Below are 24,168 nucleotides of genomic sequence, written 5' to 3' on the forward strand. Positions count from 1 at the left end.
GTGGGGCGCGGCGGTAGAATGGGAGAGATATGAACATTCTCCCGCTTGCCGTGCTGCTCCCGACGCTCCTCGCGGAGCCGCCCGCCGAGCCTGTCCCCGCAGGGCAGAACGCGATTTCGGCGGAGAACGGCGCCTCCGCGGCGGGCGCCCTCTCGCCGGAGGCCGCGAAGCTCGCGCTCGCGCCGCTCAACCCGTACGTCGGGCAGTGGCGGGGCGTCGGACAGGTCCGCCGCGGCTCGCGGCAGGGGGCGTGGAGCGAAACCGGGGAATGGATCTGGGACTTCTCCGATCCGAGTCGCCCGGCGGTTCGTCTGCAGGTCGAGGAAGGGAAGGAACTCAGTCGCCTACTGGTGCGGCCCTCGCCCAAAGGAACCGGATTCGTCGCGACGCTGACTCAGGCCGACGGGGCGACGTCGATCCTCACCGCCGCGGAACTGGGCGACTCCGTCGAATTCCTCCCCGTCGACGACGGTTCCGACCGTCTGACGCTCAAGCGCCTCAACGAGAAGCGGTTCACCCTGCTGATCGAGCGTCGTTCCTCCCCGACCGGCCGCTTTCGCCGGGTGGCGGAGGTCGGCTACACCCGCCAGGGGCAGCGGCTGGCGGAAAGCTCGCTGGGCGGGCCGGAGTGCGTCGTCAGCGGCGGTCTCGGCACGGTCGAGGTCAGCCACGCGGGGAAGACGTACTACGTTTGCTGCACCGGCTGCGTGGCGGCGTTCGAGGCGGACCCGGAGGGAACGCTCGCCGACTACCGCGCCCGCAAGGCGGAGGAGGCGGCCGCAGCGAAAGCGGACGCAGCGAAGGGCGAAACGCCGGACGAAGGCCCGGAACGTCAGCAGGAATGACGGCGCCGAGGAAAGTTTTCAGACCGGGGTTTCGCGCGCGTCGTTTGCGGACCTAAGAGAGACCCGCGTCGCCCGACACGCTCCCACGCACACCCGCGCCCCAACGCCCCTCGATGTCTCAGAATCAGACCCCGGTCCCGTTCATCGACCTGCGGGCGCAACACGCTACCATTCGCACCGAAGTGATGGAGGCCGTCAGTCGGGTCTTCGAGAACCAGTCCTTCGTGCTGGGCGAAGAGGTCTCGAGCTTTGAAGCCGACGCCGCGGAGTACTGCGACGCCGATCACGCGATCGGCTGCGCCAGCGGCACGGACGCGTTGCTGCTGGCCCTGATGGCCTGCGGAGTCGGCCCGGGCGACGAAGTCATCACCAGCCCGTTCACCTTCTTCGCGACGGCCGGCAGCATCCACCGCGTCGGCGCCACGCCGGTGTTCGTGGACATCGAGCCGGACGGCTTCAACATCGATCCCGACGCGATCGAAGACGCGATCACCGATCGCACCAAGGCGATCATGCCGGTGCACATCTTCGGTCAGGTCGCGGAGATGGACCCGATCTGGCGGATCGCCGCCAAGCACGACCTGCACATCATCGAAGACGCCGCCCAAAGCATCGGCGCCGAATACCGCGGTCGCCGCAGCGGCGTGCTGGGCACGATCGCCTGCTTCAGTTTCTTCCCCACCAAGAACCTCGGCGGCGCCGGCGACGGCGGGATGATGACCACCGACGACGACGAAGTCGCCGCTCGGTTATCGCGGCTCCGTGTGCACGGCGACGTCGGCGGCTACGAGCATTTGGAAGTCGGCCTGAACAGCCGGTTGGACGCCCTCCAGGCCGCCGTGCTGAAGGTGAAGCTGCGCCACCTCGACGACTGGACCGAGGCCCGCCGGGCGAACGCGGAACGCTACGACGACCTCCTCGCCGACTACCGCGTCGCCGATGCGATCGTCCCGCCGGTCCGTCTGCCGGAGCGTCGCCACGTCTACAACCAGTACGTCACCCGGGTGCCGGGCGGTCGTCGCGAGGGCGTGCTGTCGAAGATGCGGGCCGCCGGCGTCGGCGCCGCCGTCTACTATCCGAAGCCGCTCCACCTGCAGACCTGCTTCGCCGACCTCGGCTACAAACGCGGCCAACTGCCCGTCGCGGAGCAGGCCTGCGACGAAGTGATGGCGCTGCCCATCTTCGCCGAACTGGGCGAGGAACGGCAGGAGATCGTCGTTCAAACCCTCTGCAAAAGCCTCGGCCGCCAAGCCGTCCCCAGCCGCCCGCGCGTGATGCGGGCCGCCGCCTGAACGACCTGACCGTCGACATACCCACGCCCCGGCCGGTTCACCCGTCCGGGGCGTGTTCGTGCGCGCGGCATGGCAAGAGCGAACCGCAGTTTGTCGTAGCGGCGGCTTCCAGCCGCCGACTCTCGGCGAGTCCTTACTTGCCCCCGCTCGCTGCGCTCGCGGACGGCGGCTGGAAGCCGTCGCTACTGATCAACGCGGACTGCGCTAAAGCGAGGCTGAACGAGGTCGGCCATGGAACACGGCCTCGGCTCGCGCCTCGGGCTGTCGATTCGCGCTCGATGCGGTTCGCCCACCCGGCAGGCGCGGCACGGTCGTCAGAGTCGCAGGCGCATACTTCGCTCGCGAATCGTTGTGCATCCGACCCACGGGCGTTGTGGGATTTACAGTTCGGGGAACGGTCCGTCGACGGCGTCTCGCCCCTGCAATCGTAGCTTCGGAGTCGTTTCGCCATGCGATCGGCACGCCGTTCGCGATGAAGTCCTCTCGACGACCCGCCCCGCGGAGATCGTTCACCGCCCATGAGGGGCGGCCCGCCCGAATTGGTCCGCCGGCGATGGAGCCGCCGCCCGGACGCCCCGCCCGTGCCCCACGGAACCCGTATGTTTCGCTCTCTTTGTACCGGCGCCCTGCTGCTCGCAACGCCGGTGTTGTCCGCTGCCGAACCGCCGGTCGAGGTCGCCTCGGTTGAGGTCGCCTCGGTGGAGCCGTCCGCCGCATCGACCGCGGAGCTGGTCGACCCCGCCGTTCTCGATAAGGAGGAGGCGGCCCGCAAGTCGGCCGCGGTCACGCTCAACTATTGCCGGGCCAGCCTGTACCGGATCCGCTGTTCCCCGACCGATCAGGTGCTGTCGGAGGAGCGGGCGAACATTCTGTCGAACCTGAACCTCGCCGCGATCGAGGACGAAGAGGTGCTGCGGCTCTACACCGCGGTCCTCGACGAAATCGCCGCCGTTCGGATCGCGGAGCGGGACCGCACGATTTTGCAGCAGTCGCACCTGCGGGGCGTTTCCCGGCACACGACGATCACCGCGTTCAGCCTGCTGGGGCACGCGGCGACGGCGGACGTGGCGGGCGCCGTCCGCACCGGCGCCGGCAGCTGGTGGGATCTGCGGGGGATGCAGGTGGACCGCGATCAGGGCATGTGGAAGGTCGATCGCGACCGCGTGAAGGGCGTGCTGGACAAGAGCGGTGCCTTCCTCGACACCAGTTGGAAGCTGGCCCGGAAGCGGAACATCCCGGACAGCTGGCTCGTCCGCGACGACGACCTCCGCCGTCTCGCCGAGGTGCAGGCCGACCCGGACGCCGACGCCCGCTTGCGGCGCCTCACCCGGCTCCAGCGATACCTGACCCATCACCCGCCGTACTGGTACGCCCTGGCTCGCACGCAGCAGCGGTTGGGCATGTTCACCGATGCGGAGCAGACCTACGCCCACTTGGCCACGCTGGGCGGCGGGCACTTCCGTCGCGATCAGATGCTCGCCGCGGGCTGGGCGAACGTGGCGATGATCCGCGAACACACCGGCGTGGCCGGGGCCGCGGACGCCGCGGAGAAGGCGCTCGCCTGCGGCGGGGACGCCTGGGAAGTGAACCTCGCCGCGGCCGGGGTGCTCGCCAAGCATCGCCGGTACGCCGCCGCCGAGGACGCCGTGCTGCGGAACCTCGATTCCGACCTGGAGAGCGAACAATCCTCCGCCGCGTTGTGCGTGGTGTACGCCGACGCCGGCACGCATCTGGAAGGGGCCGGGGCGAAGCTGGTTGAGCGGCTCCGCGATCCGCAGACGGTGGCGAATCTCCCGCCGGCGGCGTTGGTACGGTGTGCGGCCGCGGTCTCCGGCGAACTGCCGGCGGTCGCCGCGGAGGCGTTGCGTCAGAGCGTGTCCGTCACGGCCGACCCGCGTCACGGCATGATTCTGACCGCCGACCGGGCCTGGGGCTTGCCGTCGGCGGTGTTCCACGCGGCGGACGTCGCTCGCGGCGAGGAGCAGGAACTGCGGCCGCTGGTTGCCGCCCGCACGGCGGACCCGAGCCGGGAAGCGGTCCGCTTCACGGATCTCGGAACCTGTGAAGACGGTTGCGTCCGGCTGGCGGTGCAGTTCGGCGAGGACGAACCGATCACCCTCACCTTCGCCGGAGCGCCGGAACCGGAGTCGCGCTCCGCCCGTCGCGAGGCGACCTCACGCTGGCCCTTCTCGCTGGGGAGCAACCCGCTGCCGACCCGTCGGGAACCGCCCGCGGCCCGCGAATTGCCGCTGGCTCGGGTCGAGACGGCCGGTCGCGTCGTCGCGCTGGCGCCGAGCGAGATCGGGACGATCCTGAGCGAGAGCCATCGCCCGCGGATGTCGGCCCGGCCGGTGATGCCCGCGGGGCGGTAAGGAGCGATCCGACGTGCCCCCCGGAGCGGGCTTCTCAGCCGACCGCGATGCGGTTCCGAACGACCCCGCCGGGGGCGGCGGCCATCGCGGCGACGCCGGCCAGTTGTTTGCAGTAGAACGTCCCGCACCGGCCGGTGAGGATGATGGAGAACTCGCGATCGGCGCTCGGAGCCGGGGCGACGTCGACTCGAAGGTCGCGAAGCAACGCCCCGGTGCGGTCCCGAACCAGCCGGTTCACCGCATCGCTGACGGTCTCTCTGCGGGGGGGAAGCGTTTCGGTTTCGAAACGGTCGATTGTAGCGATCATCGGCCGCATCCTTCGGCAAAGCGGGGGCAACCCCGGCATCGTCGCGGGGTCGGTCGGGCGATCCGGATCGGAAACTTTGAATCGGGTCCGGCCGATGCGAGATTACCGTCACAATCTGATCCGGGCAAGCATTTGATCTGACTGATGGATTACTTTCGGCCGGCGTCGGTCGGCCGACATCGGTCGGTCGCCGTCTTCCCCCGAGCCGGGTATAACGCGGGCCGAGATCGACCGATCTGATTTTGCTTCCCCCGTCGCTCCCCCCCGTCGTGCCGATGACCGACGACGCCCGCGAGTTTCTCGACCGACTGCTCCTCACGCCCGGCACCAGCGGCTATGAGGAAGGCATTCAAGCGGTCGTGGGCGAGTACGCCGCCGGTTGGGCCAAGGTCTCCACCGACTGGCACGGGAATCTGACCGCGGCGGTGAACGCCGGCGAGGACGGCCTCGGCGCCGACAAATTGCGGGTAATGCTCGCCGGTCACTGCGACCAGATCGGGCTGGTCGTCCAGCACATCGACGATCAGGGCTTCCTGCGGGTCTCCGCGGTCGGGGGCTGGGACGTGCAAACGCTGATCGGCCAGGCCGTCGAAGTGCACGGCGCCGACGGTCCGGTCGCCGGCGTGATCGCCCGGAAGGCGATTCACCTGCTCTCCCAGGACGAACGGAAGCAGGTGCCCGAGGTGAAGGATCTGTGGGTCGATCTGGGGGTGGAAGGTAAGGCGGAGGCGTTGGAGTTGGTCGCCGTCGGCGATCCGGTGACGTTGCGGCTGGGGTATCGGGCGCTGCGGGGCGGCGTGCTGGCCGGACCGGCGATGGACGATCGCGTGGGCGTGTGGGTGATCGTCGAAGCGGCCCGCCGGGCCGCGGCTCGGAAGCCCGAGGCCGCGATCTTCGCTGTCTCCACCGTGCAGGAAGAGATCGGTCTGCGGGGCGCGAAGACCGCGGCCCACCGGATCGACCCGCACGTCGGCATCGCCGTGGACGTGACGCACGCTTCGGACTGCCCGACCGTCGAGAAGGGCGAGGTGGGCGACGTGCGGATCGGCCGCGGCCCGGTCGCCTTCCGCGGGCCGAACATCAATACGCCGCTGTTTCGCTCGCTCGTCCAGCTGGGCGAAGAACATGAACTGCCGGTGCAGGTCTCCGCGCTGTCGCGCGGGGCGTCGAACGACGGCAACGCGATCCAACTGACCCGGGGCGGCCCGGCGACGGGCATCGTCGGCATCCCGCTGCGATATATGCACAGTCCGGTCGAGGTGATCTCGATGGACGATCTGGACGCCGCCGCCGATCTGCTCTGCGAGTTCTGCCTGTCGCTGTCGTCGGACAGCGACTTCACCCCCGGCGTGGATCGCTTGTAGCGACCGTTACGGGGCGGTTTCGGACCGGATGAAGATTGCGAGCGCCGAGTCGTTAACGGCGAGGCTCTCTCCGCCTTGGTTCTGTAACCTGCCCGCCGAATCACTCCAGCCAATCTCGATCTGCCTCGCTCATGGCCATCCCCGAACACCTCCGCGTCGACTTCCCCAACGACGCCCCCGAACTGAACGACGACGCGGTCAAGGAGGAGATCTGCGAGATCGGCCGCCGGCTTTATAACAAGGGCTACGCCGCGGCGAACGACGGGAATATCTCCGTCCGCGTCGGCGAAGACATGGTGCTGTGCTCGCCCACGATGATCTGCAAGGGGTTCATGACCCCCGAGGACATCTGCGGCGTGGACATGCAGGGCAACCAGATCTACGGCCAGCGGAAACGCACCAGCGAGATCCTGCTGCACCTGTCGATCATGCGGAACCGGGACGACGTGAAGAGCTGCGTGCACTGCCACCCGCCGCACGCGACCGCCTTCGGCGTCGCCGGCGAGCCGATCCCGCAGGGCGTGCTGCCGGAAGTCGAGGTCTTCCTGCACGAAACCCCCTTCGCCGCGTACGAGACGCCCGGCGGGCAGGTGTTCGCGGATACCGTGCTGCCGTATCTGAAGGGCACGAACCACCTGATTCTCAAGAATCACGGCACGATCTCCTACGATAAGACGTTGGAAGAGGCGTACTGGAAGACCGAGGTGCTGGACAGCTACTGCCGCATCCTGCTGCTCGCCAAGCAGATGGGGCCGATCGACTACCTCGCGGAGCGTCACACCCGCGAACTGCTGGAGCTGAAGCAGAAGCTCGGCTTCGACGATCCCCGGTTCCATTACCCGGACGCCGACCTCGTCGGGAACACCGCGTTCCGCGAAGTCTACGACAGCGAAGGCGAGAACCTGTACGCCCCCAAGGCGTTTAATCCCCCGCCGAGCTTCGGCCCGATCGGCAAGCCAGCCGGCAAGGCCTCCGGCGAGTTGCCGCCCACCCCGCCGCTCAAGGACGACCCGCTGGTCGCCGCGATCGCCCAGAAGGTGGTCGAGTTGATGAAGCAGGGCTGAGTCGGTTCGACCCGCTCTCGCGTCCCGGTCGCTCCGAGCGTCCGGGACGCTTTTTTGTACCCGAACCGCAAAGATGCGATGGCGTGGGACGACGACTCCGGCGAGTTCGAACCGTACGAGGACGACGCCTACGGCGACGACGACGCCGAGGAGTTGCCGTGCCCGTCCTGCGGCGAGCCGGTTTACGAGGAAACCCAGCGCTGCCCGTATTGCGGCGACTACATCACCCCCGGTCGCAGCACGGCCCTGCGAAACGTTCCGCAATGGGCCGTCACGCTGGGAGTGATCGGCGTGGTCGCGACCATCTTCGCCCTGCTCGGCGGAATGGCGATCTTTTAGGACGTTTCACGGATTGCCGTGGCGGTCTGCGAAGCCCTTCGTAAGCCCGAAGCGCAAGCGAGGCGGGGCGGTTCCGGGTCTCGCTTGCGCTTCGGGCTCACAGGCGAGCGCCGAACTTATCCAACGGGCGCACTGGCAGGCGCTGCGTCGAGGCGTCTTGGAAGAACGAACGAGCCGGCCTGGCCTCGCTATCCAGATGGTCGAAGCATGAAAAAAAACCGCCCGCCCCGGTCGGAACCGGGACGGGCGGGCGTTCCGCAGCTGCTCTTGAAGCCGGCTCGGGATCAGGTCGAGTAGGCGGTCATGCCGTGCTCGGAGATATCCAGGCCGCGTTCTTCGTCCTCGGCGCTGACCCGCAGGAAGCCGATCATCTTCAGACCGAAGAACAGCACGTACATCGTGGCGAACGCCCAGATCGCGTAGCAAATCAAGCCGGTGATCTGTGCTCCCCACGTGCCGTACTGCTCGCCAGCATCGTTGAGGCCGTAGGTAGCGAAGATGGGGATCGCCAGCAGGCCCCACATGCCGCAGACGCCGTGGACCGGGAAGGCGCCGACGGGGTCGTCGATCTTCAACTTGTCCATCGCGATGATCGCCGCGACGACCAAGGCGCCGGCGACGGCGCCGATGATCAGGGCCGAGCTGTTGGTCACCCCGTCGCAGTTCGCGGTGATGCCGACCAGGCCGCCGAGCATGCCGTTCAGCCCCATCGAGAGGTCCGGCTTGCCGAACATCCCCCAGCTGACGAACGTCGCCACGACGGCGCCGGCGGAGGCGGCGAGCAGCGTGTTGACCGCGATGATCGAGACGGCGTCGGTGTTCTCGCTGCCGTAGATCGCCAGCTGCGAACCCGGGTTAAATCCGAACCAGCCGATCAGCAGGATGAACGTTCCCAGCGTAGCCAGCGGCAAGCTGTGGCCCGGCGCGGCGATCGGCTTGCCGTCCGGCGTGTATCGACCCAGACGGGGGCCGAGGACTAAAGCGCCTGCCAGGCCGGCGAAGCCGCCGACCATGTGCACCACGCCGCAGCCCGCGAAGTCGTAGAAGCCCGCTTGCTCCAGAAACCCGCCGCCCCATTTCCAGTACCCGCTGATCGGATAAACGAGGCCGGTCAGGATGGCGGAGTAGACAAGGTAGGCGCCGAACTTCATTCGACCGGCGACGGCGCCGGCGACGATCGTCGCGGCGGTCGCGGCGAAGGCGACCTGGAACAGGAAGTCGATCTGCGGGTTCAGCGTGCCGGCGCCCGGGGCGGTCGTCGCATCCATCCCGACGGCGATCTTGCCGACGTACCCGTCCGCGATCAGGCCTTCGTCACCCGGATACATCAGGTTGAACCCGATGAGGTAGAACAGCAGCACGCCGACGCCGAGGTCCAAGGCGTTCTTAAAGAGAATGTTGACCGTGTGCTTCGACGGACAGAAGCCCGCCACCACCATGGCGAAGCCAGCCTGCATGAACAGCACCAGCACGGCGCAGAAGAACAGGAACAGGTTGTCGATCGTGTAGCCGACCTGGGCGTCGACGTCGGCCGCGGTCGCGACGATCGGCGGAGCGGGTTCTTCCGTCACCGGATCTTCAGGGGCGGCCAGATCTTCCTCGACGATCTCCAACGTCGGATCGGCCTCGGCCATGCCGTCGTCCTGCGCGTAGGCGGAGGACGGCGCCGTGCACAGCAGTGCGGCGAACAGGAGCGGGAGCCAGGCCCCCGGGCGGGTGGTGGAAAGTGACGTCATCGCGAGTCGAAGCGAGCGGCGGGGAAGAGAGGCGGGAAGGCCGGGCGGCGGCAGCTCACGGATCGAATCACGAGAGCGCCACAGCGGCGAGCCAGATTGTGGATCAGCTGAGCATGCGTCGCGAGCGTCTCACAACGGAGGTTTGGCAATTCCCGGGGATTTCCGTGGCGAATTCGCCCAAAACCCGATCGCCGCGTGTTCGGGTGCCTCTTGTTGGTGCATTGATGCACTTTGTGTGAGCAATGCTGCGTGGGCGGGCAGGCGCCGGTGCCTACTGTCTGCGCAAACAGAAACGCCGCCGTTCGCCCGGAGGCGAACGACGGCGTTTCCTGGCCGCCGACTGACGGGTCCGTCCTGGACACCGCGACTCACGCCCGAGGGCGATCGTTGCGGGGTTTCAGCCGGTCGGGATGTCGGGGCCGTAGCTTGTGGACCTCAGCTCGAAGAGCGTCGGTCCGATGCTGTTCTTATCGGTCAGCCGACTGGGCGAACTTCACCCTGCCGGCGACCGAACTCCTCAAACTTCCGTACTTGTCGTCTCCGTCCCTGCTGACTCGTCCCCGGCAAGGCGCCGGGGAGGGGATCAGAAGGTCAGGATGGCATCGACGCCGAAGATGCCCTGATCGACGACCGCGGTGCCGTCGCCGATGGCGGCGTAGCCGGCGGCCGAGCCGAACTGGTAGCGGTACTCGGGACGAATCACGAGGTTGGCCGTCGGGCGAATGTTCACGCCGCCGGTGACTTCGTAGATGCTCTCGCCGTCCACCTTGAGCCATTCGGCGCGACCGCCGACCGCCAGGCAGTCGTTGATCGTGTAGAACAGGTAGTTGTTGGCGCCGTAGTACTGGAAGTCCACGCCGCCGCGGTTGACGTCGTAGTAGTCCGACTGGAACACGTAGTTCCAGTCGTCGTCCATCTGCCAGTCGGCGACGATGCTGTGGGTGTAGCCTTCGCCGATGGTGCCGAGGTCGCCCCAGGTGTTGATGTAGGTCAGCGTGATGCTGTCGGTCAGCGCGACGCTGGCTCCGCCCAGGTAGTTCGACCCGTCGCTGTTGTCGCCGTCGTTGAAGTCTTCGAAGCCGGTGTCCCAGCCGAAGGTGTAGCCGTTGTACAGCGTGAGGTCGTCGGACGCTTGGTAGGTCGTCAGCACGCCGGTGTGCGTGAACGCCTCCGCGTTGTACATCGTGAGGGCGTGGCTGTAGAAGAAGTTATCCGGAGCGGTAACGACTTCGTAGCCGAGCAGCGTGTAGAAGTGACCGGCGATGACGCTGAAGTCGCCGTAGGCGGCCTCGGCGTACAACTGCGGAATCGCGAAGCCGTAGGCGCCGCGGTTGAAGAAGTTGTTGGGGTTCGCCTGGTTGTCGAACGTGTTCGGCGGGTTGCCGAACGACTGGGTGTCGCCGGCGTCCAGGCCGTACATGAAGTCGGCGCGGTAACCGAGGTCCCAACCGTTGGACCCGTCGGCGACGTCTTCGATGTAGACCCAGCTCTGGTGGTTGGCGAACTGGTCCGGCCGGTTGTTGAACTGGCCGGTCGACTTGTTGTGGTAGCCGAACTGAACCCAGCCGCCGATCACCGGGCCGCCTTCGTCGCCGCACAGGCCGCCGTCGCAACCCACGGCACAGCCGTCGTCGCAAACGGTATCGCAGCCGGTGTCGCAGCAGCTGCCCAGATCCAGGCAGCTGAGGTCGAGGCAGTCGGTCAGGCGCCACGGATCGCCGAGGTTGCAGCAGTCGGTGCCGCAACCGTCGCAGCCGTCGGCGCAACCGGCGTCGCAGCAGCTACCGACGACGGAGCCGCAGCCGACGGCGCCGTGGGTCAGGGCATCGTAGTTGGAGGTGCAGCCTGAGGGGGCGGCGCAAACCGGATCGCAACCGCCCGGGGCGGCGCAAACGGGGGCGCAGTCCTGGGCCATCGCCGAGGTCGTTCCGGAGAGCAGCAGGCCGAATCCGCCGGCCCACGCCCACCGGCGACCGGCCCGCCAAAGGGCGGTGTCGCTAAGGCGCAACATAAAAAACTCCTAAAGGTGAAGGGTCGTCCGTGACCGCCGTGGGCCTCCATGACCGACGGCGTTCCGGCGTCGTTCGAGTGCGGGTCGACGCAGGAGTGGGGGACGGCCGCCCGCACGCCTTGGCGCGGTGGTGCGGGCGTTCCCCCTCGCAATACATCGGCGCCGCAGGCCGCCCGACCCTTTATCTCTCCCAAGAAAAAGGGACCGAAAATTCCATTTCTCGGTCGAGGACCTCAGAACCCCACCTATTCGCGCCCGAATTCGCCGTCGAAAAATCGAATTCCGCTTGCGGTCCCGAAAAAGGATGGATCAGTCCGCTTTTTCGCCGCGTCAGATCTCCAAGGCCCGCACGAACTTCTCCGGCTCGAACACCGCGAGATCCCCCAGCCCCTCGCCGAGACCCACGAATTTGACGGGAATGCTCATGCGACGGCGAATCGGGATGACGACGCCGCCCTTGGCGCTGCCGTCGAGTTTGCTCAGCACGATGCCCGTACAGCCGGCGGCTTCGGAGAACTTCTCCGCCTGACTCAGTCCGTTCTGCCCGGTGGTGGCGTCGATCACCAACAGACTCTCGTGCGGCGCCCCGTCGATCTGCTTGCCGACGACCCGGCGGATCTTCCCCAGTTCGTTCATCAGGTTGGTTTGCGTCTGCAGCCGACCGGCGGTGTCGAGGATCAGCACGTCCGCCCCGAGTTCCTTGGCCCGCGCGGCGCCGCGGTGGGCGACGCTCGCCGGGTCGCTGTTCGCCTCGCCGGTGACGATCTCGCAGCCGATCCGACCGGCCCACATCGTCAGTTGCTCCACCGCGGCGGCGCGAAAAGTGTCGCCGGCGGATAGCACCACGGACTGCCCCGCGTCGGTCAGCAGCTTCGCCAGCTTCGCGATCGAGGTGGTCTTCCCCACGCCGTTCACGCCGGAGACCAGGATGACCGTCGGTCCGTCCGGGTTGAGGTTCAGCCGGGTCAGCGGATCCGCGTTCTCCTCTTCGCCCCCCTCCGCGCGGTCCTCGCCGGAGAGCAGGTCGCGGAGCTTCGCATTGACGGTCTCCGCGATCGCCTGCGGGTCGACCGTGCGCCCGAGGTGCTGCTTGCGCAGCTCCGCGACGATCTCGTCGGCGGCCTCGACGCCCATATCGCTGCGGATCAGGCGCCCTTCGAACTCCTCCAGCATTTCCTCGTCGAGGATCGCGCCGGCTTTGAACAGATCGCGCACGTCGGTGTTGAGCACCTGACGGGTCTTCTGCAGACCGGACTTAAACTTCTCGAACAGGGCCATCGGGGCGGGCGTCGCTAGCGGTTTTGCGGGCGCTTAGGATGTCCAGGCGCCGCAAAACCGCAAGCGGTCAGGCTCGATCGGAGAGTTTCCGCAGCCGCGTTTTCGCGGCGGCCCAGTCGTCGTCGGCGTTCGGCTCGAATCGCGTCACCTCTTCACTACGTCGCACGACGGCCCGCAGCTCGGCGAGCGAATCGATCTCGAACGCCGCCCGCATCTGCATGAGGACGTTGCCCAACGCCGTCGCCTCGACCGGCCCGGCCAACACCGGGACTCCGCAGGCGTTGGCGGTCAGTTGGTTCAGCAGACCGTTCCGGCAGCCGCCGCCCATCACGTGCACCACCTGCGGGCGCTCGCCGGTGAGGTCCGCGAGGGTCTCCAGCACCGCGGCGTAGCGGAGGGCGAGGCTGTCCAGGCAGCAGCGCACCATCGCCGCGATGTCCTCCGGCTCCGGCTGCCCGGTCTCGCGGCAGTAGCCCACGATCTCCGCGGCCATGTCCGTCGGGGCGAGGAACCGGGGATCGTCCGGGTCGATGAGGCTCACCAGTCCTTCGGCGGCGGCCGCCCGGCGGGTCAGTTCGGCGTAGTCCAAGTCGTCGCCGCCCCGGGCGAACGACCGCCGCACGCCCTGCACCAACCATAAGCCCATTACGTTCTTCAACAGGCGGTTCGTGCCGTCGACGCCGCCCTCGTTGGTGACGTTCGCCGCGAGCGCCTGCTCGCCCAGGACGGGCCCCTGCGTTTCGATCCCCACCAGAGACCAAGTGCCGCTGGAGATGTAGGCCCAATCGGCGTGGCCGGTGCGTTCGGTCGGCGCCGCGGCGACGGCGCTGCCGGTGTCGTGCGTGGCGGGGGCGACGATTTTCACGCTTTCCGGCAGGCCGGTTTGCTGCGACAGCGAGGGGAACAGCGTGCCCAGCTCCGTACCCGGCGCCGCGATCGGGCCGAAGATGCGATCCGGCAGATCGAGCTTCGCGATCAGGTCGCGGTTCCAATCGCGGGTCTTCGGATCGACTAGCTGCGTGGTGGTCGCGTTGGTGAACTCGACGGCCTCCGACCCGCACAGGCAGCGGTGGAACCAGTCCGGCATGAGGACCAGCCGCGTCGCCGCGGCGAGCAATTCCGGATGATCCCGCCGCGTCGCCCGCAGTTGGTACAGCGAGTTGAACGGCAGGAATTGAATCCCGGTGCCGGCGAAGATCTCCTCGCGCGGCACGTCGGCGAACGCTTCGTCGAAGGCGTTCTCGGTGCGGGCGTCGCGGTAGTTCCACGGCAGACCGAGGGCCTCGCCAGTTTCGCTTAGCAGGACGTAATCGACGCCCCAAGTATCCACGCCGATGCTGACGACCTCCCCGCTGTACCGCGTGCCGGCCTTCGTCAGCCCGATGACGATCTCTTTCCACAGCGCCGGCAGATCCCATCGCAGGGACAGCGCCCCGTCGGGACCGGGAATCGCGACGGGACCGTTCGGGAAGCGATGGACCTCTTCCAGCGCCACCGTCCCGCCCTCGCCGCTCGCTTCGGAGGTCGGGGGCGTGAAGCGACCGGCGATCACGCGGCCGCTTTCGGCTCCCAGATCGACGGCAAGGAAGACGGGATCGGGCATCGGGGGAGCAATCCGATTGAGCAAAACGTGGGGCATTCAGGGATAGGGGTCGGCCCGGTGAGCACGACGCCGTCCGGTTCTACACTCCTCGGGCACGCAATTCCTTTCCACCCCTCCCCCAACCGCCCCGCCCGCCGTGAGCGACCACGTCTACAAGAAGCTCGAACTCGTCGGCTCCTCCGAGACCAGCATCGAGGACGCCATTCAGAACGCCGTCAACCGCTGCGGCCAGACCATCAAGGACATGCGTTGGTTCGAAGTGGTCGAGACCCGCGGCCACCTCGAGGACGGCAAGGTGCAGCACTATCAGGTGACGATCAAAGTCGGCTTCACCATCGCCGAAAGTCGCTGAACGACAGCGCGGCCGGCCGTCGGCCCGGCTTGTCGGCGGGGGGGCGACCCCCTAGAAGGGACGCCGACCGTGATCGGGACGTCTCCGTTCCGATCGCCCGCCCTCTCGCCCGCTGCCCGCCGTGTCCCACGATCACGACGCCGATCCGGTCACGCCGTATCCGGTGTATTTGAATCGGCGCCGGCTGCTGCAAGCCGGCGTGCTGGCCGGCAGCGCCGCGGCCACCGCGGGGCTGTACCGCCTCGGGACGAACGGCGCCGCGGACGGCGACCTCGGGGCGGAGACGGAGAAGCTCGCCGGGTTGGATCGATCCGTCACGGAAACGCCGGAGGCTCCATCAACTCCCGCCACAGCCGGCGAGGAGCCGGAACCGCCGCCCGAAGAACCCGCGGAACTGACCGACGCCGAGCGGGCCGAACGCGGCTTCACGGTCGACGAGCCGCTGACCGAGCGCGTCGCCGCGCTGACTTATAATAACTTCTACGAGTTCACGACCGATAAGGCCGGCGTCGCGACGGTCGCGGCCGACTTCAAGACCGACGACTGGACGCTGGAAGTCGGCGGTTTGGTCGAGGAATCCCGCACCTTCACGCTGCCGCAGCTCAAAGCGCTGGCACCGTTGGAGGAGCGTATCTATCGGATGCGCTGCGTCGAGGCGTGGAGCATGGTGCTGCCGTGGGCCGGCATCCCCCTGTCCGCGTTGTTGGACGCCGTCCGCCCGACCGCCGCCGCGAAGTACGTCGCCTTTGAAACGTTTTACGCCCCGGAGCGGATGCCGGGGCAGAGGACGAACGTGCTGGATTGGCCGTACGTCGAAGGGTTGATGCTCTCGGAGGCGCAGCATCCGCTCACGTTGTTGGCGCTGGGGCTGTACGGCCGGGAGCTCGCCCCGCAGAACGGGGCGCCGGTGCGGTTGGTCGTGCCGTGGAAATACGGCTTCAAAGGGATCAAATCGATTGTGAAGGTCACGCTGACGGATACGCAGCCGATCGCCACCTGGAACGAAGCGGCGCCGAACGAATATGGGTTCCTCGCCAACGTGAATCCGAACGTCGACCATCCGCGGTGGAGTCAGGCGACCGAGCGACGGATCGGCCTGCCGGGCCGACGGCCGACGCTGATGTTCAACGGGTACGCCGATCAGGTCGCCCACCTTTATAACGGCATCGACCTGACGGAGATGTTTTGAGCGTTGCCAGCCCCTCGGTCGCCGCTCCCGGATCGGCCGGGCGGGACGCACCGGTGTTCGATGCGAAGTTTCTCAAGCTGCTGGCGACCCTGAATGGATTGGTGCCGCTGGCGCTGCTGATCTGGGATGCGACTCGGGGGAACCTCGGCGGCGATCCGGTGAACGCGGCGCTGCACACCTCCGGGCTGACGTCGCTGATCTTTCTGCTGCTGTCGCTGGCCGTCACGCCGATTCGACTGCTTACCGGCTGGAACGCCGTGATCGCGGTGCGGCGGGCGCTGGGGCTGTTCGCATTTCTGTATGCGATCGTGCACGTCGTCGTGTATGTCGTGTGGGAGCGAGCGGGGATTCTCTCAAGCGTGTGGGACGAACTGCTCGCCCGCCGCTATCTGCAGGTCGGCGCCGTGGCCCTGGTGGCGATGGTTCCGCTGGCGGTCACCTCCACCGGCGGCATGATTCGGCGGATAGGGCCGGTCTGGTGGAAGCGGCTGCACCGCCTGGCGTATCTCTCCGCCGCCGCGGGCGTGCTGCATTTTTATATGCAGGTCAAAAGCGACGTGCGATTGCCGCTCGCCTTCGCCGCCGTCCTGGGACTGCTGCTCGGCTTTCGGGCGATCAAGCACTACCGCGAACTGAAGATCGCCGCCGATGCGGCGACGGTCCCCGCGACCGTGGCCGCGACCGCCAAGTCGAAGCACTGGCGGGGACCGTTGAAGGTCGCCCGGATCTTCGAGGAGACGCCGGACGTCAAAACCTTTCGGCTGATCGCCCCCGACGGCGGCGATCTGCCGTTCGACTATGAGGCCGGGCAGTACCTCACCGTGTCGCTCCCGGTGCAGGTTCCCGGCGAGGGGGGCGTCGACCAACCGGCGACGCTGCGGCGTCCCTATTCGATTTCGTCTTCGCCGACTCGCCGCGGGTTCTGCGAACTCACGGTGAAGCGCGATCCGAACGGTCTCGGCTCCCAGGCGCTGCACGACACGGTCGCCGAAGGCGATCTGCTGACCGTCGCCGGCCCGGCGGGGAAGTTCCTATTCGCCCCGGATCCCACCGCCGCGGGCGTGGTGCTGATCGCCGGCGGGGTGGGCGTCACGCCGATTCTGTCCCTCCTGCGATCGCTGACGGATCGTTCCTGGCCGGGGGAGATCTACGTGGCGAACGTCCAGAAGACCCGCGCGGATCGCATCGCCGAAGCGGAGCTCCGATCGCTCGCCGCACGATTCCCGAACGTGCATCTGCTGACGACGCTCACCCGTGAAGACGCCGACGGCGATGACGTGGCGGCCGGTCGGCTGACGGCGGAGCGACTCGCCGAATTTGTGCCGAATCTCAGCGACTTGCCGGTCTACCTGTGCGGCCCCGAGCCGATGATGGCGGCGACCCGCGACCTGCTGACGTCGCAGGGCGTCCCGCCGGAGCGGATCACGGTCGAGGAGTTCGTCGCCGGAGCGCCGCCCCAACATTCGGAGGCCCACGAGGGCGACGCCCCCGTCGAGTCCGCGGCGATCGCCTTCTCACGATCGAACCTCACTGCCGCGGTCCCCGGCGAGACGACTGTCCTCGAAGCCGCCGAATCGGTCGGGGCGGCGATCCCCTACGAATGCCGATCCGGCATCTGCGGGCAGTGCAAGGTGCGGTGTACGGAAGGGGCGGTGACGATGGCCCACCGCGACGCCCTCAGCCAGAAAGAGGAACAGGCCGACTACATCCTCGCCTGTCAGGCCCGGGCGACGACGGCGTCCCTCACGATCGAGGCGTAGCGGCGTCGAACCGCTGCACCAGCTCCCGGGCGGCCGCGGGCCATTCGGGGAATTGAAACGTGAATCCGGCGTTCGTCAGTTTGGCGGGGATGACGCGACGGCTCTTCAGCACCAGTTCGCTCTCCGAGCGCATGAACAGCGTGCCGAGTTCGATCATCGCGGCGGTCGCCGGCAACCCGATTCGCACGCCGCACGCCTCCCGCAGCGCGGCCATGAACGCCGCGTTCGGTAGGGGATTCGGCGCCGCCAGATTCACCGGGCCGGCGAACGAGTCGTCGGCGATGAGCCGATCGACCGCGGCGCAGAGGTCCGCGTCGTGGATCCAACTGACGTACTGCGAGCCGTCCCCCTGTCGCCCGCCGAGCCGAGCTTTGACGAGGTTCCGAAACACCGCGAAGGCGCTGCCGCGGTCGGGGTTCATCACGATCGCGGTGCGAAGCAGAACCAGCCGGGTACGATCGAGTTGCGGCTTAAACGCAATCGCGGCTTCCTCCCAGCGGTTGGCGACGTCGAAGCTGAACGCCCAGGTGTCCGGCGGGTCCGGCTTGTTGCCGATCGGGTCGGCCTCCGTATTGCCCGGCGGATCGACCGTGTGCGGGTAGATCGTGGCGGTCGAACTGTTCAGCCAGACCCGCGGCGGCGACGGACAGGCGGCGAGCGCTTCGCCGAGGACGCGGGTCGAATCGAGGCGGCTATTCAAGATCGCGGCCCGGTTCTGCGCGTGGTAGCGGCAGTTCACGCTGCGGCCGGCAAGGTTGATGACGACCTCCGCGTCCGCCAGTTCCTTCGTCCAGTCGCCCAGAGTCGCCCCGTCCCAACCGACCACGCGAGCCGGATAGCCCCGCGCCGCTTGCGGCGAACGACTGAGGGCGACGACCTCATGCCCGCTTTGAACGAAGTGACGGGCGAGGACCGTGCCGACCTGACCGCAGCCGCCGGGTAGAAGGATCTTCATGCTCGATGAACCGAAACGAGCCGGAGGGATAAACCCCCCGGCTCGCGGTCGTTCTCACTCTCCGAAGGGTCGGCTCACCAGCGCCAGAAGTACTGCCACTCGTAGGTGACGGTGACGGTCTTGCCGGGCGGAACGGACACTTCCCATTCGATCTCGGTGGTCGGGTTCAGCGAGACCCACCAGTTGGGCACGCCGTAGCGGGACAGGTTGATCGCCCCGTCCGGGTAGCCGGCCATGTCCGCGGGGCCGAGTTCCCGCTTCTTCGCTTCGTTCGAGACCGCGGTCACCTCGCCGGGGACCAGCTTGGTGAGGTTCACGGTCGTCGCTTCCGGCCGACGGTTCGTGATGTCGATGGAACCCTTCAGCATGATCCGCTCGAAGCGGTCCATGCCCCGCAGGTTGGGTTCGTCCTTACGGCCGGTGATTGACTCCGTCACGTCGGTGCGAACCTCGACCGCGGTCCCGAGGTTCACGTCGCTCGTGCCGCCGGGGGCGGCGTAGGTCATCAACGACTGGGCGAGGATCTGCCCGTCGCGGTACAGCAGCGCCGGGGCGGTGGTGAAGGGGGCGTCGGTCTCGTTGGTGAGCGTGACGGAATGCTCGACCGTGCTGGCGGCGATCAGGCTCCCGACGCGGCGGCGTTCGTTGTCGTCGGACAGCAGTTCCCGCGGCGGGATCACCGGCAGCAGCGCCTCGTAGCGATCCTCGTAGGGCACGTCGAACTCCTTGACCGTGACCGTCATCCGCTCCCCCTTGGCGAGCGTGACGTGTTCGAGCGTGTAGACGTAGAGATCCTCCGTACGGGCGCCGCCGGTCACCTCCGGGGCGGGAGCAGCTTCCGCCTCCCGCCGGCCGCGTCCCATTCGGACCTGCGTTTGAATGCTGTTCATCAGCAACGCGCCGTTGCCGTTAAAGTCGTAGCGGTCGACTGCGCCATTGGTCGCCCGAGTCACCTGATCGTAGGCGACCTGCAAACTGATCGGGTCAGTCTGCCCCTTGAAGGCGAAGGTCGGCACGCCGACGACCAACCGCACGGTGGCGTCCTCCACGTCGATCAGATCGTTGACCAGCGCGGCTTGCAGGGTGATCTTCGCCCGGCCGTCGTCACCGAGCATCACGCGGTATTGCGGCACCCATTTGAAGCCCTGCTGCACGTACGACAGCCCGGCCGTGACGTTCTCATCGGGTTTCGGACCGTCCACGCGGAGCTTCAGACCGGTACGGATCACCTCTTCCTCGATCGTCTCCGGCGCGGGGCCGACGAGGGTGAATTCATTGATTTTGCTGATCGGGACCACGCGGGTGCCCTGCGGCGTGCCGAGCAGGATCATCGGCCCGCGGACCGGCAGCGTCGGCTGACCGCCCCCGGCGGCGGGATCGCCGTCGTTCGCGTCCTGCTCCTCAGCGCTGCGCGTCGGCCGGCCGAGGATCGTTGCTTCGTAGGAGACGTCCTCCGTCTCGCGAGCCTCGTGCACGATGATCTTCGTGCCGATCGCCGCGGTCAGCATCTCCTCCGCCGACAGCGGCGTGCGGCTCAGCGTGACCTTCTGATAGCCCGCCGTCGTGCTCTTCAACGTCACCCCCTCGCCCTTCGCATAGGGCCAGAAGGTGCCGAAGACCGGCTCCGGCAGTCCGTCGATCCGGGCGACGCCGGCGTCCAGCGGAACGGTTCCCTCCCGTCGGACGAGCGCGTGGCCGTCCTTGAAGGCGGTCAGTTCGACGACCGGCAGTCGTTCGAGGTCGGCCCGGGCGGACGTCGGACAGCAGAGCGCCGGCAGGAGGAGCGCGAGCGGGGCGAGTTTCATCGGGTGAACCCTTTCGAGCGAGGCGGAGATTGGTTGGACGCCGGCGCCGCACGGAAAGTTCCCGCCGGTTCGCCGTCGCCGCTAGGCGGCGCGTTTTGTGAGCGGGCGCGCCGCCTAACGGCGACGGCAAACCGCTCAGCCGATGCCCAGTCGTTCCAGCGCCCGCAGCTCGGTTTCCCATTCGGCCCGCTCCTCGACGGTGACGTCCGGATTCGGTAGCAGGCTGCGGCGGGTGCAGTTCACGAGCGCCTGCAATTCCTGATAGCGGCGCGTCTGCTGAATCGCTGGCGGCAGCCGATCGCGGACGGCGGCGAACACGGCGTCTTCGCTCAACGGCTCGCCCGCCGGCTTTCCTTCAGAGGCCATCGCCCGCCGGGCTTTGAGATCGCTCCGCAAACTGGCGAAGGCGGCGGCGCTGGTCGTGGGCGAGAGTTCGTCGTCGAGCCGATTCACCAACGCTTCGTTCGGCTCGCCGTCGAGCACGGGCTTCACCACCCAGCGAATGAACGCCCGGCGATCCAGCCCCGTTGGGTCGAGGACGGGAATGATGAGGTCGCCCACGCGGCCGGGGCGGCGGATGTCGGGGCTGAGGAGGTGGATGCGGGCCGTCATCAGGAGCCAGAGGATGCGGCCGCGGAGCTTCGGATCGCTCATCATCGCCTGCACCTTGCCGGTCAGGCGGCGCTCCGTCTCGTGCGAACCGCTGCCGACGCCGCCGAACTGGGTGTCGGCCTCGTCCACGAAGATCACCGCCTTCTGCAACGCTTCGAGCACCCGCCGCAGCTTCTCGAACACCACGTCCGTCTGTCCGAACCACTGGCTGCGGATGTTCTTCAGCACCAACACCGGCAGACCGAGTTCCGCGGCGACCGCCTCCATGAGAAACGTCTTTCCGCTGCCGATCGCCCCGGCGACCGCGGCGCCGGGGAGCGCCGCTTCGCCGCTCGCTTTGAACCGCGGGATCAATTCGCTGCGGAGAAACGCTTTGAGATCTTCAAAACCGACGACGTCCTTGAGGGAATGCTCCGGCTTCTTGAACTCGATGACGTCCTCGCCGAGCTGCGCTTTGATATATTCCTCCACCTTGCCGATGACCCCCGCGGGCGTCAGCGGCTCCCCGCTATGAGCGGCGCCGGCTAAGAGCTGCCTGAGAGCGTGCAGATTTAATCCGGCGGTGAAGTCTGCGAGGCTCTGCGGGCCGGCTTCCTCCCCCGCCCACAAGCGCACCGGGCGATCGGCGTCCTTGAGGAAGTCCTCAATATAGTCGAGTCGCAGCCGCACGTCCGGCGCGGGGACCTCCACGCCCAAAACCTGCGGCAGGCGTCCGACCCGCGGGTGCACGGCGCTGCGGCTGTCGGCGATGAGCACGACGCTGTCGTTGCCCTCGATAAAGTCCGGATCGCAGAACCAGTCCTCGACGATCGCCACCCGCCGCAATTGATCGGTCGGCAACCCGCTGACGCCCCCCTGTCCGGCGGGCAGCAGCACGTCCGCCGCTTCGATCAGGATGAGCAGGGAACCGCTGAGGGCTTCGCGGCTGCAAATCGTGAGTTGGCGAAGGAACTCCAGCGCCTGCGTAGGGCGGCCGATCGCCTCGTGCATCAGGGTGTCGAACTCCCGGCCGAGCAGGTCCCCTTCGCTCGGGCCCTTTCGGCCGAGACCGCGGAGCAGCAGGGTGTCCGCATCCGTACCGGCTTTCCAACGCACCCAGGCGTCTTTCAGCGTCGCGCGATCGGCTTCGCTCACCCGGACGGGGCCGTTCAATTCATAGACGACACGGATCAGCCCCGCGGCCTCGGTCCGTTCCAGCATAAACGGGACGAGCGGGACGAACGCCGCGTCGCTGGAGCCGCCCATTTGTCGGGGCGGTCGGGCGATCGGGAATAGATCGTGGACGTTGCCGGACAGCACCACCGCCCGCGTTTGCCCGCTGTTGAGCAGCCGGGCCAGATCGGTAAAGAACGCGGGAGCGGCGGACACGGGCGAATTCCAAGTGTGGCGACGGGATCAGACTACCGGGCCGCTCGTATCGCCGCTTCCCCTCGGCTTAGCGCCGCCCGCCGTCCCCCGCGGGGTTCGGTCGACGGGGCTTACGATTCGCCGCGGGAGGCGGCACGGGATCGCGGATCCCTTCCAGATACCAGTCATAAAACTTCACGCCCTGGGACCGCATCGCCTCCGACTTCAACGCCCCGATTCCCGGCGGGCTAAGCTCCCGCGACCAGGCGCGCAATTCGCCGAATAGTTGCGCAGCCTGTTCCGGGCGATCGGCGAGCCGATTGTGCTTTTCCTCCGGATCAGCGACCAAGTCGAACAAATACTCCCGACCGCCGCCGCGGAGATACTTCCAGCGGCCTTTGCGGATCGCGGATTGATCGAGCCAGCGCCAGTACAGGGCGCGGGGCGGGGCGGAGGGGGGTTCCCCCGTGAGACGAGGCAGGAGGTCGACGCCGTCCAGCGCCTCGTCCCGCGGCGTCCCGGCAAGAGCGAGCGCTGTGGCCGCCACGTCCAACGAGATCACCGGGTCCGAAGAGGTCTGTCCGCCGGGGATGACTCCCGGCCAGGCGGCGACGAACGGGACTCGCACGCCGCCCTCCGTGAGCATGCCCTTCTCGCCGTTCATCGGGGTGTTGAGGGAGCCGTCCCAGCCGGGGCCGCCGCCGGGGGCGTCCAGCATGTGCATCTTGAGCGGAGCGCCGTTGTCGCCGATGACGAAGATCAACGTCTGTCGTTCGAGGTCGTGTTTCCGCAACGTCTCGACGATGCGGCCGACGCCGTCGTCCACCGCGGAGATCATCGCCAGCGCCTGCCGGCGGCGTTCCGGCATCTCGCCGGGGAAGCGGTCGAGCAATCGCTTCGGCGCGTCGAGGGGCACGTGCGGCGCCCGCGGGGCGAGATAGAAGAAGAACGGCTTCTCGTGATGCCGGTCGATGAAGGCGCAGGCGAAGTCCGCGATAAGTTCCAGGTGATATCCGCCGCCTTGATGCAGGCTCGGCGGGACGTCCTCGCCGTCGAGATTCATGCTCCAGAAGCCGGCGCCGTTTGACTGCTTCAGAAAGACGTGATCGAACCCGTGCCCGCTGATTTGCGGGGGCGGGCCGAGATGCCACTTCCCCGCCATCCCGGTGACGTAGCCGCGGTCCCGGAGGCGTTCGGGAAGCGTTTGCTGCTGTCGGAAGCGCTGCATCACGCCGGCGTCCGCGGCGTCCGGATTACTCTCCAGACCGAATCGATTTTGATAGCGGCCGGTGAGAATCCCGGCCCGCGACGGAACGCACTGCGGGGCGGTGACGTAACCGTCGGCAAAGCGCACGCCCCGGGCGGCGAGGGCGTCGATATGCGGCGTGCGCACGTCATCCCGCACGCCCTGGACGCCGAGGTCCGCGTAGCCGTGGTCGTCGGTGAAAATCACCACGACGTTCGGTGGGCGATCTCCGTCAGCGCCGGCGACCCCGTTCCCCGCCGGATCGTCCGCGTAAGTCCCGCCCCCGCTGACTAACAGCCCGGCGAGCGCCGTGTACCAAACCTGAGACCAATCGACTCCGCACATGAACGCCGCCTGAAAAGTGCAAACGGCGACCGGTCGCCAGAGAACTGCACGAACGTCTCAAAGGAGTCCGAGCGGGGCAACCGACGTCGGATTCACGCGTGCGTTCTGAGCCAAACGCGACGCGGGAGACTGAGATCGAACGATACGAGCCGCTCTCCCAAGGAGAGCGGCTCGCATGGACTCGACGCAAACCCTGGCGGCTTACCGGCGCTGCAGAACCTTCAAGGCGGCGCGGATGTCCGGCTGCTGGTTCAGGGGCAGGCTGGTTTGGGGGACGCGGGGGCCGGTTTTGCCCTGGGCGATGCGGCTGGGGCGGTAATTGCTGGTGCGTTCGCCGCGGACGTTC

18 protein-coding genes are annotated in these 24,168 nt (G+C 67.6%); 9 read left to right on the forward strand and 9 right to left on the reverse strand.

Annotated elements, in window-relative coordinates; all coding sequences use genetic code 11:
* Positions 1-29: 29 nt before the first annotated feature.
* The 3 genes from LzC2_RS06520 to LzC2_RS06530 all read left to right on the forward strand — a co-directional run bounded on the left by LzC2_RS06520 (position 30) and on the right by LzC2_RS06530 (position 4,509).
* Positions 30-845 (forward strand): hypothetical protein, encoded by an 816-nt coding sequence (locus LzC2_RS06520; RefSeq protein WP_171185015.1) that lies wholly within the window; start codon positions 30-32, stop codon positions 843-845.
* A 113-nt stretch (positions 846-958) separates the two neighbouring features.
* On the forward strand, positions 959-2,137 hold the full coding sequence (locus LzC2_RS06525) for a DegT/DnrJ/EryC1/StrS family aminotransferase (protein WP_171185017.1): 1,179 nt from the start codon (positions 959-961) through the stop codon (positions 2,135-2,137).
* 599 nt (positions 2,138-2,736) lie between these two features.
* The gene (locus LzC2_RS06530) at positions 2,737-4,509 is read left to right on the forward strand and encodes a hypothetical protein (RefSeq protein WP_171185019.1); all 1,773 of its coding nucleotides are present in this window, start codon (positions 2,737-2,739) and stop codon (positions 4,507-4,509) included.
* A gap of 34 nt (positions 4,510-4,543) precedes the next feature.
* Here LzC2_RS06530 and LzC2_RS06535 read toward each other — a convergent pair whose 3' ends face one another.
* Positions 4,544-4,816, reverse strand: a complete 273-nt coding sequence (locus LzC2_RS06535; protein ID WP_171185021.1) for a hypothetical protein — start codon at positions 4,814-4,816, stop codon at positions 4,544-4,546.
* A gap of 242 nt (positions 4,817-5,058) precedes the next feature.
* Between LzC2_RS06535 and LzC2_RS06540 the strand changes: the two genes are divergently transcribed.
* The 3 genes from LzC2_RS06540 to LzC2_RS06550 all read left to right on the forward strand — a co-directional run bounded on the left by LzC2_RS06540 (position 5,059) and on the right by LzC2_RS06550 (position 7,583).
* Positions 5,059-6,180, forward strand: a complete 1,122-nt coding sequence (locus tag LzC2_RS06540) for a M20/M25/M40 family metallo-hydrolase (protein WP_246254814.1) — start codon at positions 5,059-5,061, stop codon at positions 6,178-6,180.
* 131 nt (positions 6,181-6,311) lie between these two features.
* Positions 6,312-7,244 (forward strand): class II aldolase/adducin family protein, encoded by a 933-nt coding sequence (locus LzC2_RS06545; protein WP_171185023.1) that lies wholly within the window; start codon positions 6,312-6,314, stop codon positions 7,242-7,244.
* A gap of 78 nt (positions 7,245-7,322) precedes the next feature.
* The gene (locus LzC2_RS06550; RefSeq protein WP_171185025.1) at positions 7,323-7,583 is read left to right on the forward strand and encodes a zinc ribbon domain-containing protein; all 261 of its coding nucleotides are present in this window, start codon (positions 7,323-7,325) and stop codon (positions 7,581-7,583) included.
* 284 nt (positions 7,584-7,867) lie between these two features.
* On the opposite strand, the gene LzC2_RS06555 is transcribed toward LzC2_RS06550, so the two are convergent.
* The 4 genes from LzC2_RS06555 to LzC2_RS06570 form a co-directional block, all read right to left on the reverse strand.
* Positions 7,868-9,319, reverse strand: a complete 1,452-nt coding sequence (locus tag LzC2_RS06555; RefSeq protein ID WP_246254815.1) for an ammonium transporter — start codon at positions 9,317-9,319, stop codon at positions 7,868-7,870.
* A gap of 583 nt (positions 9,320-9,902) precedes the next feature.
* Positions 9,903-11,330, reverse strand: coding sequence for an outer membrane beta-barrel protein (locus tag LzC2_RS06560; RefSeq protein ID WP_171185027.1), 1,428 nt, complete (start codon positions 11,328-11,330; stop codon positions 9,903-9,905).
* Positions 11,331-11,660: 330 nt separating this feature from the next.
* Positions 11,661-12,608 (reverse strand): signal recognition particle-docking protein FtsY, encoded by a 948-nt coding sequence (gene ftsY / locus LzC2_RS06565; protein ID WP_171185029.1) that lies wholly within the window; start codon positions 12,606-12,608, stop codon positions 11,661-11,663.
* Between the two features lie 67 nt (positions 12,609-12,675).
* Positions 12,676-14,211 (reverse strand): rhamnulokinase, encoded by a 1,536-nt coding sequence (locus tag LzC2_RS06570; RefSeq protein ID WP_171185031.1) that lies wholly within the window; start codon positions 14,209-14,211, stop codon positions 12,676-12,678.
* A gap of 136 nt (positions 14,212-14,347) precedes the next feature.
* Here LzC2_RS06570 and LzC2_RS06575 point away from each other — a divergent pair, with 136 nt between their 5' ends.
* The 3 genes from LzC2_RS06575 to LzC2_RS06585 all read left to right on the forward strand — a co-directional run bounded on the left by LzC2_RS06575 (position 14,348) and on the right by LzC2_RS06585 (position 17,512).
* Complete coding sequence (locus LzC2_RS06575) at positions 14,348-14,563, forward strand: dodecin (protein WP_171185033.1); 216 nt, start codon at positions 14,348-14,350, stop codon at positions 14,561-14,563.
* A gap of 121 nt (positions 14,564-14,684) precedes the next feature.
* The gene (msrP, locus tag LzC2_RS06580; RefSeq protein WP_171185035.1) at positions 14,685-15,752 is read left to right on the forward strand and encodes a protein-methionine-sulfoxide reductase catalytic subunit MsrP; all 1,068 of its coding nucleotides are present in this window, start codon (positions 14,685-14,687) and stop codon (positions 15,750-15,752) included.
* On the forward strand, positions 15,749-17,512 hold the full coding sequence (locus LzC2_RS06585) for a 2Fe-2S iron-sulfur cluster-binding protein (RefSeq protein WP_171185038.1): 1,764 nt from the start codon (positions 15,749-15,751) through the stop codon (positions 17,510-17,512). Before msrP ends, LzC2_RS06585 begins: the two co-directional genes overlap by 4 nt.
* Here the strand turns inward: LzC2_RS06585 and LzC2_RS06590 are convergent.
* From LzC2_RS06590 to LzC2_RS06605, 4 genes are all read right to left on the reverse strand, one after another.
* Positions 17,496-18,467 (reverse strand): TIGR01777 family oxidoreductase, encoded by a 972-nt coding sequence (locus LzC2_RS06590; protein WP_171185040.1) that lies wholly within the window; start codon positions 18,465-18,467, stop codon positions 17,496-17,498. The genes LzC2_RS06585 and LzC2_RS06590 overlap by 17 nt on opposite strands.
* A 74-nt stretch (positions 18,468-18,541) precedes the next feature.
* A complete protein-coding gene (locus LzC2_RS06595) occupies positions 18,542-20,272 on the reverse strand; it encodes a hypothetical protein (RefSeq protein ID WP_171185042.1) in 1,731 nt (576 codons plus the stop codon).
* 135 nt (positions 20,273-20,407) lie between these two features.
* The gene (locus LzC2_RS22550; RefSeq protein ID WP_171185044.1) at positions 20,408-22,252 is read right to left on the reverse strand and encodes an AAA family ATPase; all 1,845 of its coding nucleotides are present in this window, start codon (positions 22,250-22,252) and stop codon (positions 20,408-20,410) included.
* 67 nt (positions 22,253-22,319) lie between these two features.
* On the reverse strand, positions 22,320-23,684 hold the full coding sequence (locus LzC2_RS06605) for a sulfatase-like hydrolase/transferase (protein ID WP_206678588.1): 1,365 nt from the start codon (positions 23,682-23,684) through the stop codon (positions 22,320-22,322).
* Between the last annotated feature and the right edge of the window lie 484 nt (positions 23,685-24,168).

It is taken from the genome of Alienimonas chondri (assembly GCF_013036045.1).
GTDB classification, from domain to species: domain Bacteria; phylum Planctomycetota; class Planctomycetia; order Planctomycetales; family Planctomycetaceae; genus Alienimonas; species Alienimonas chondri.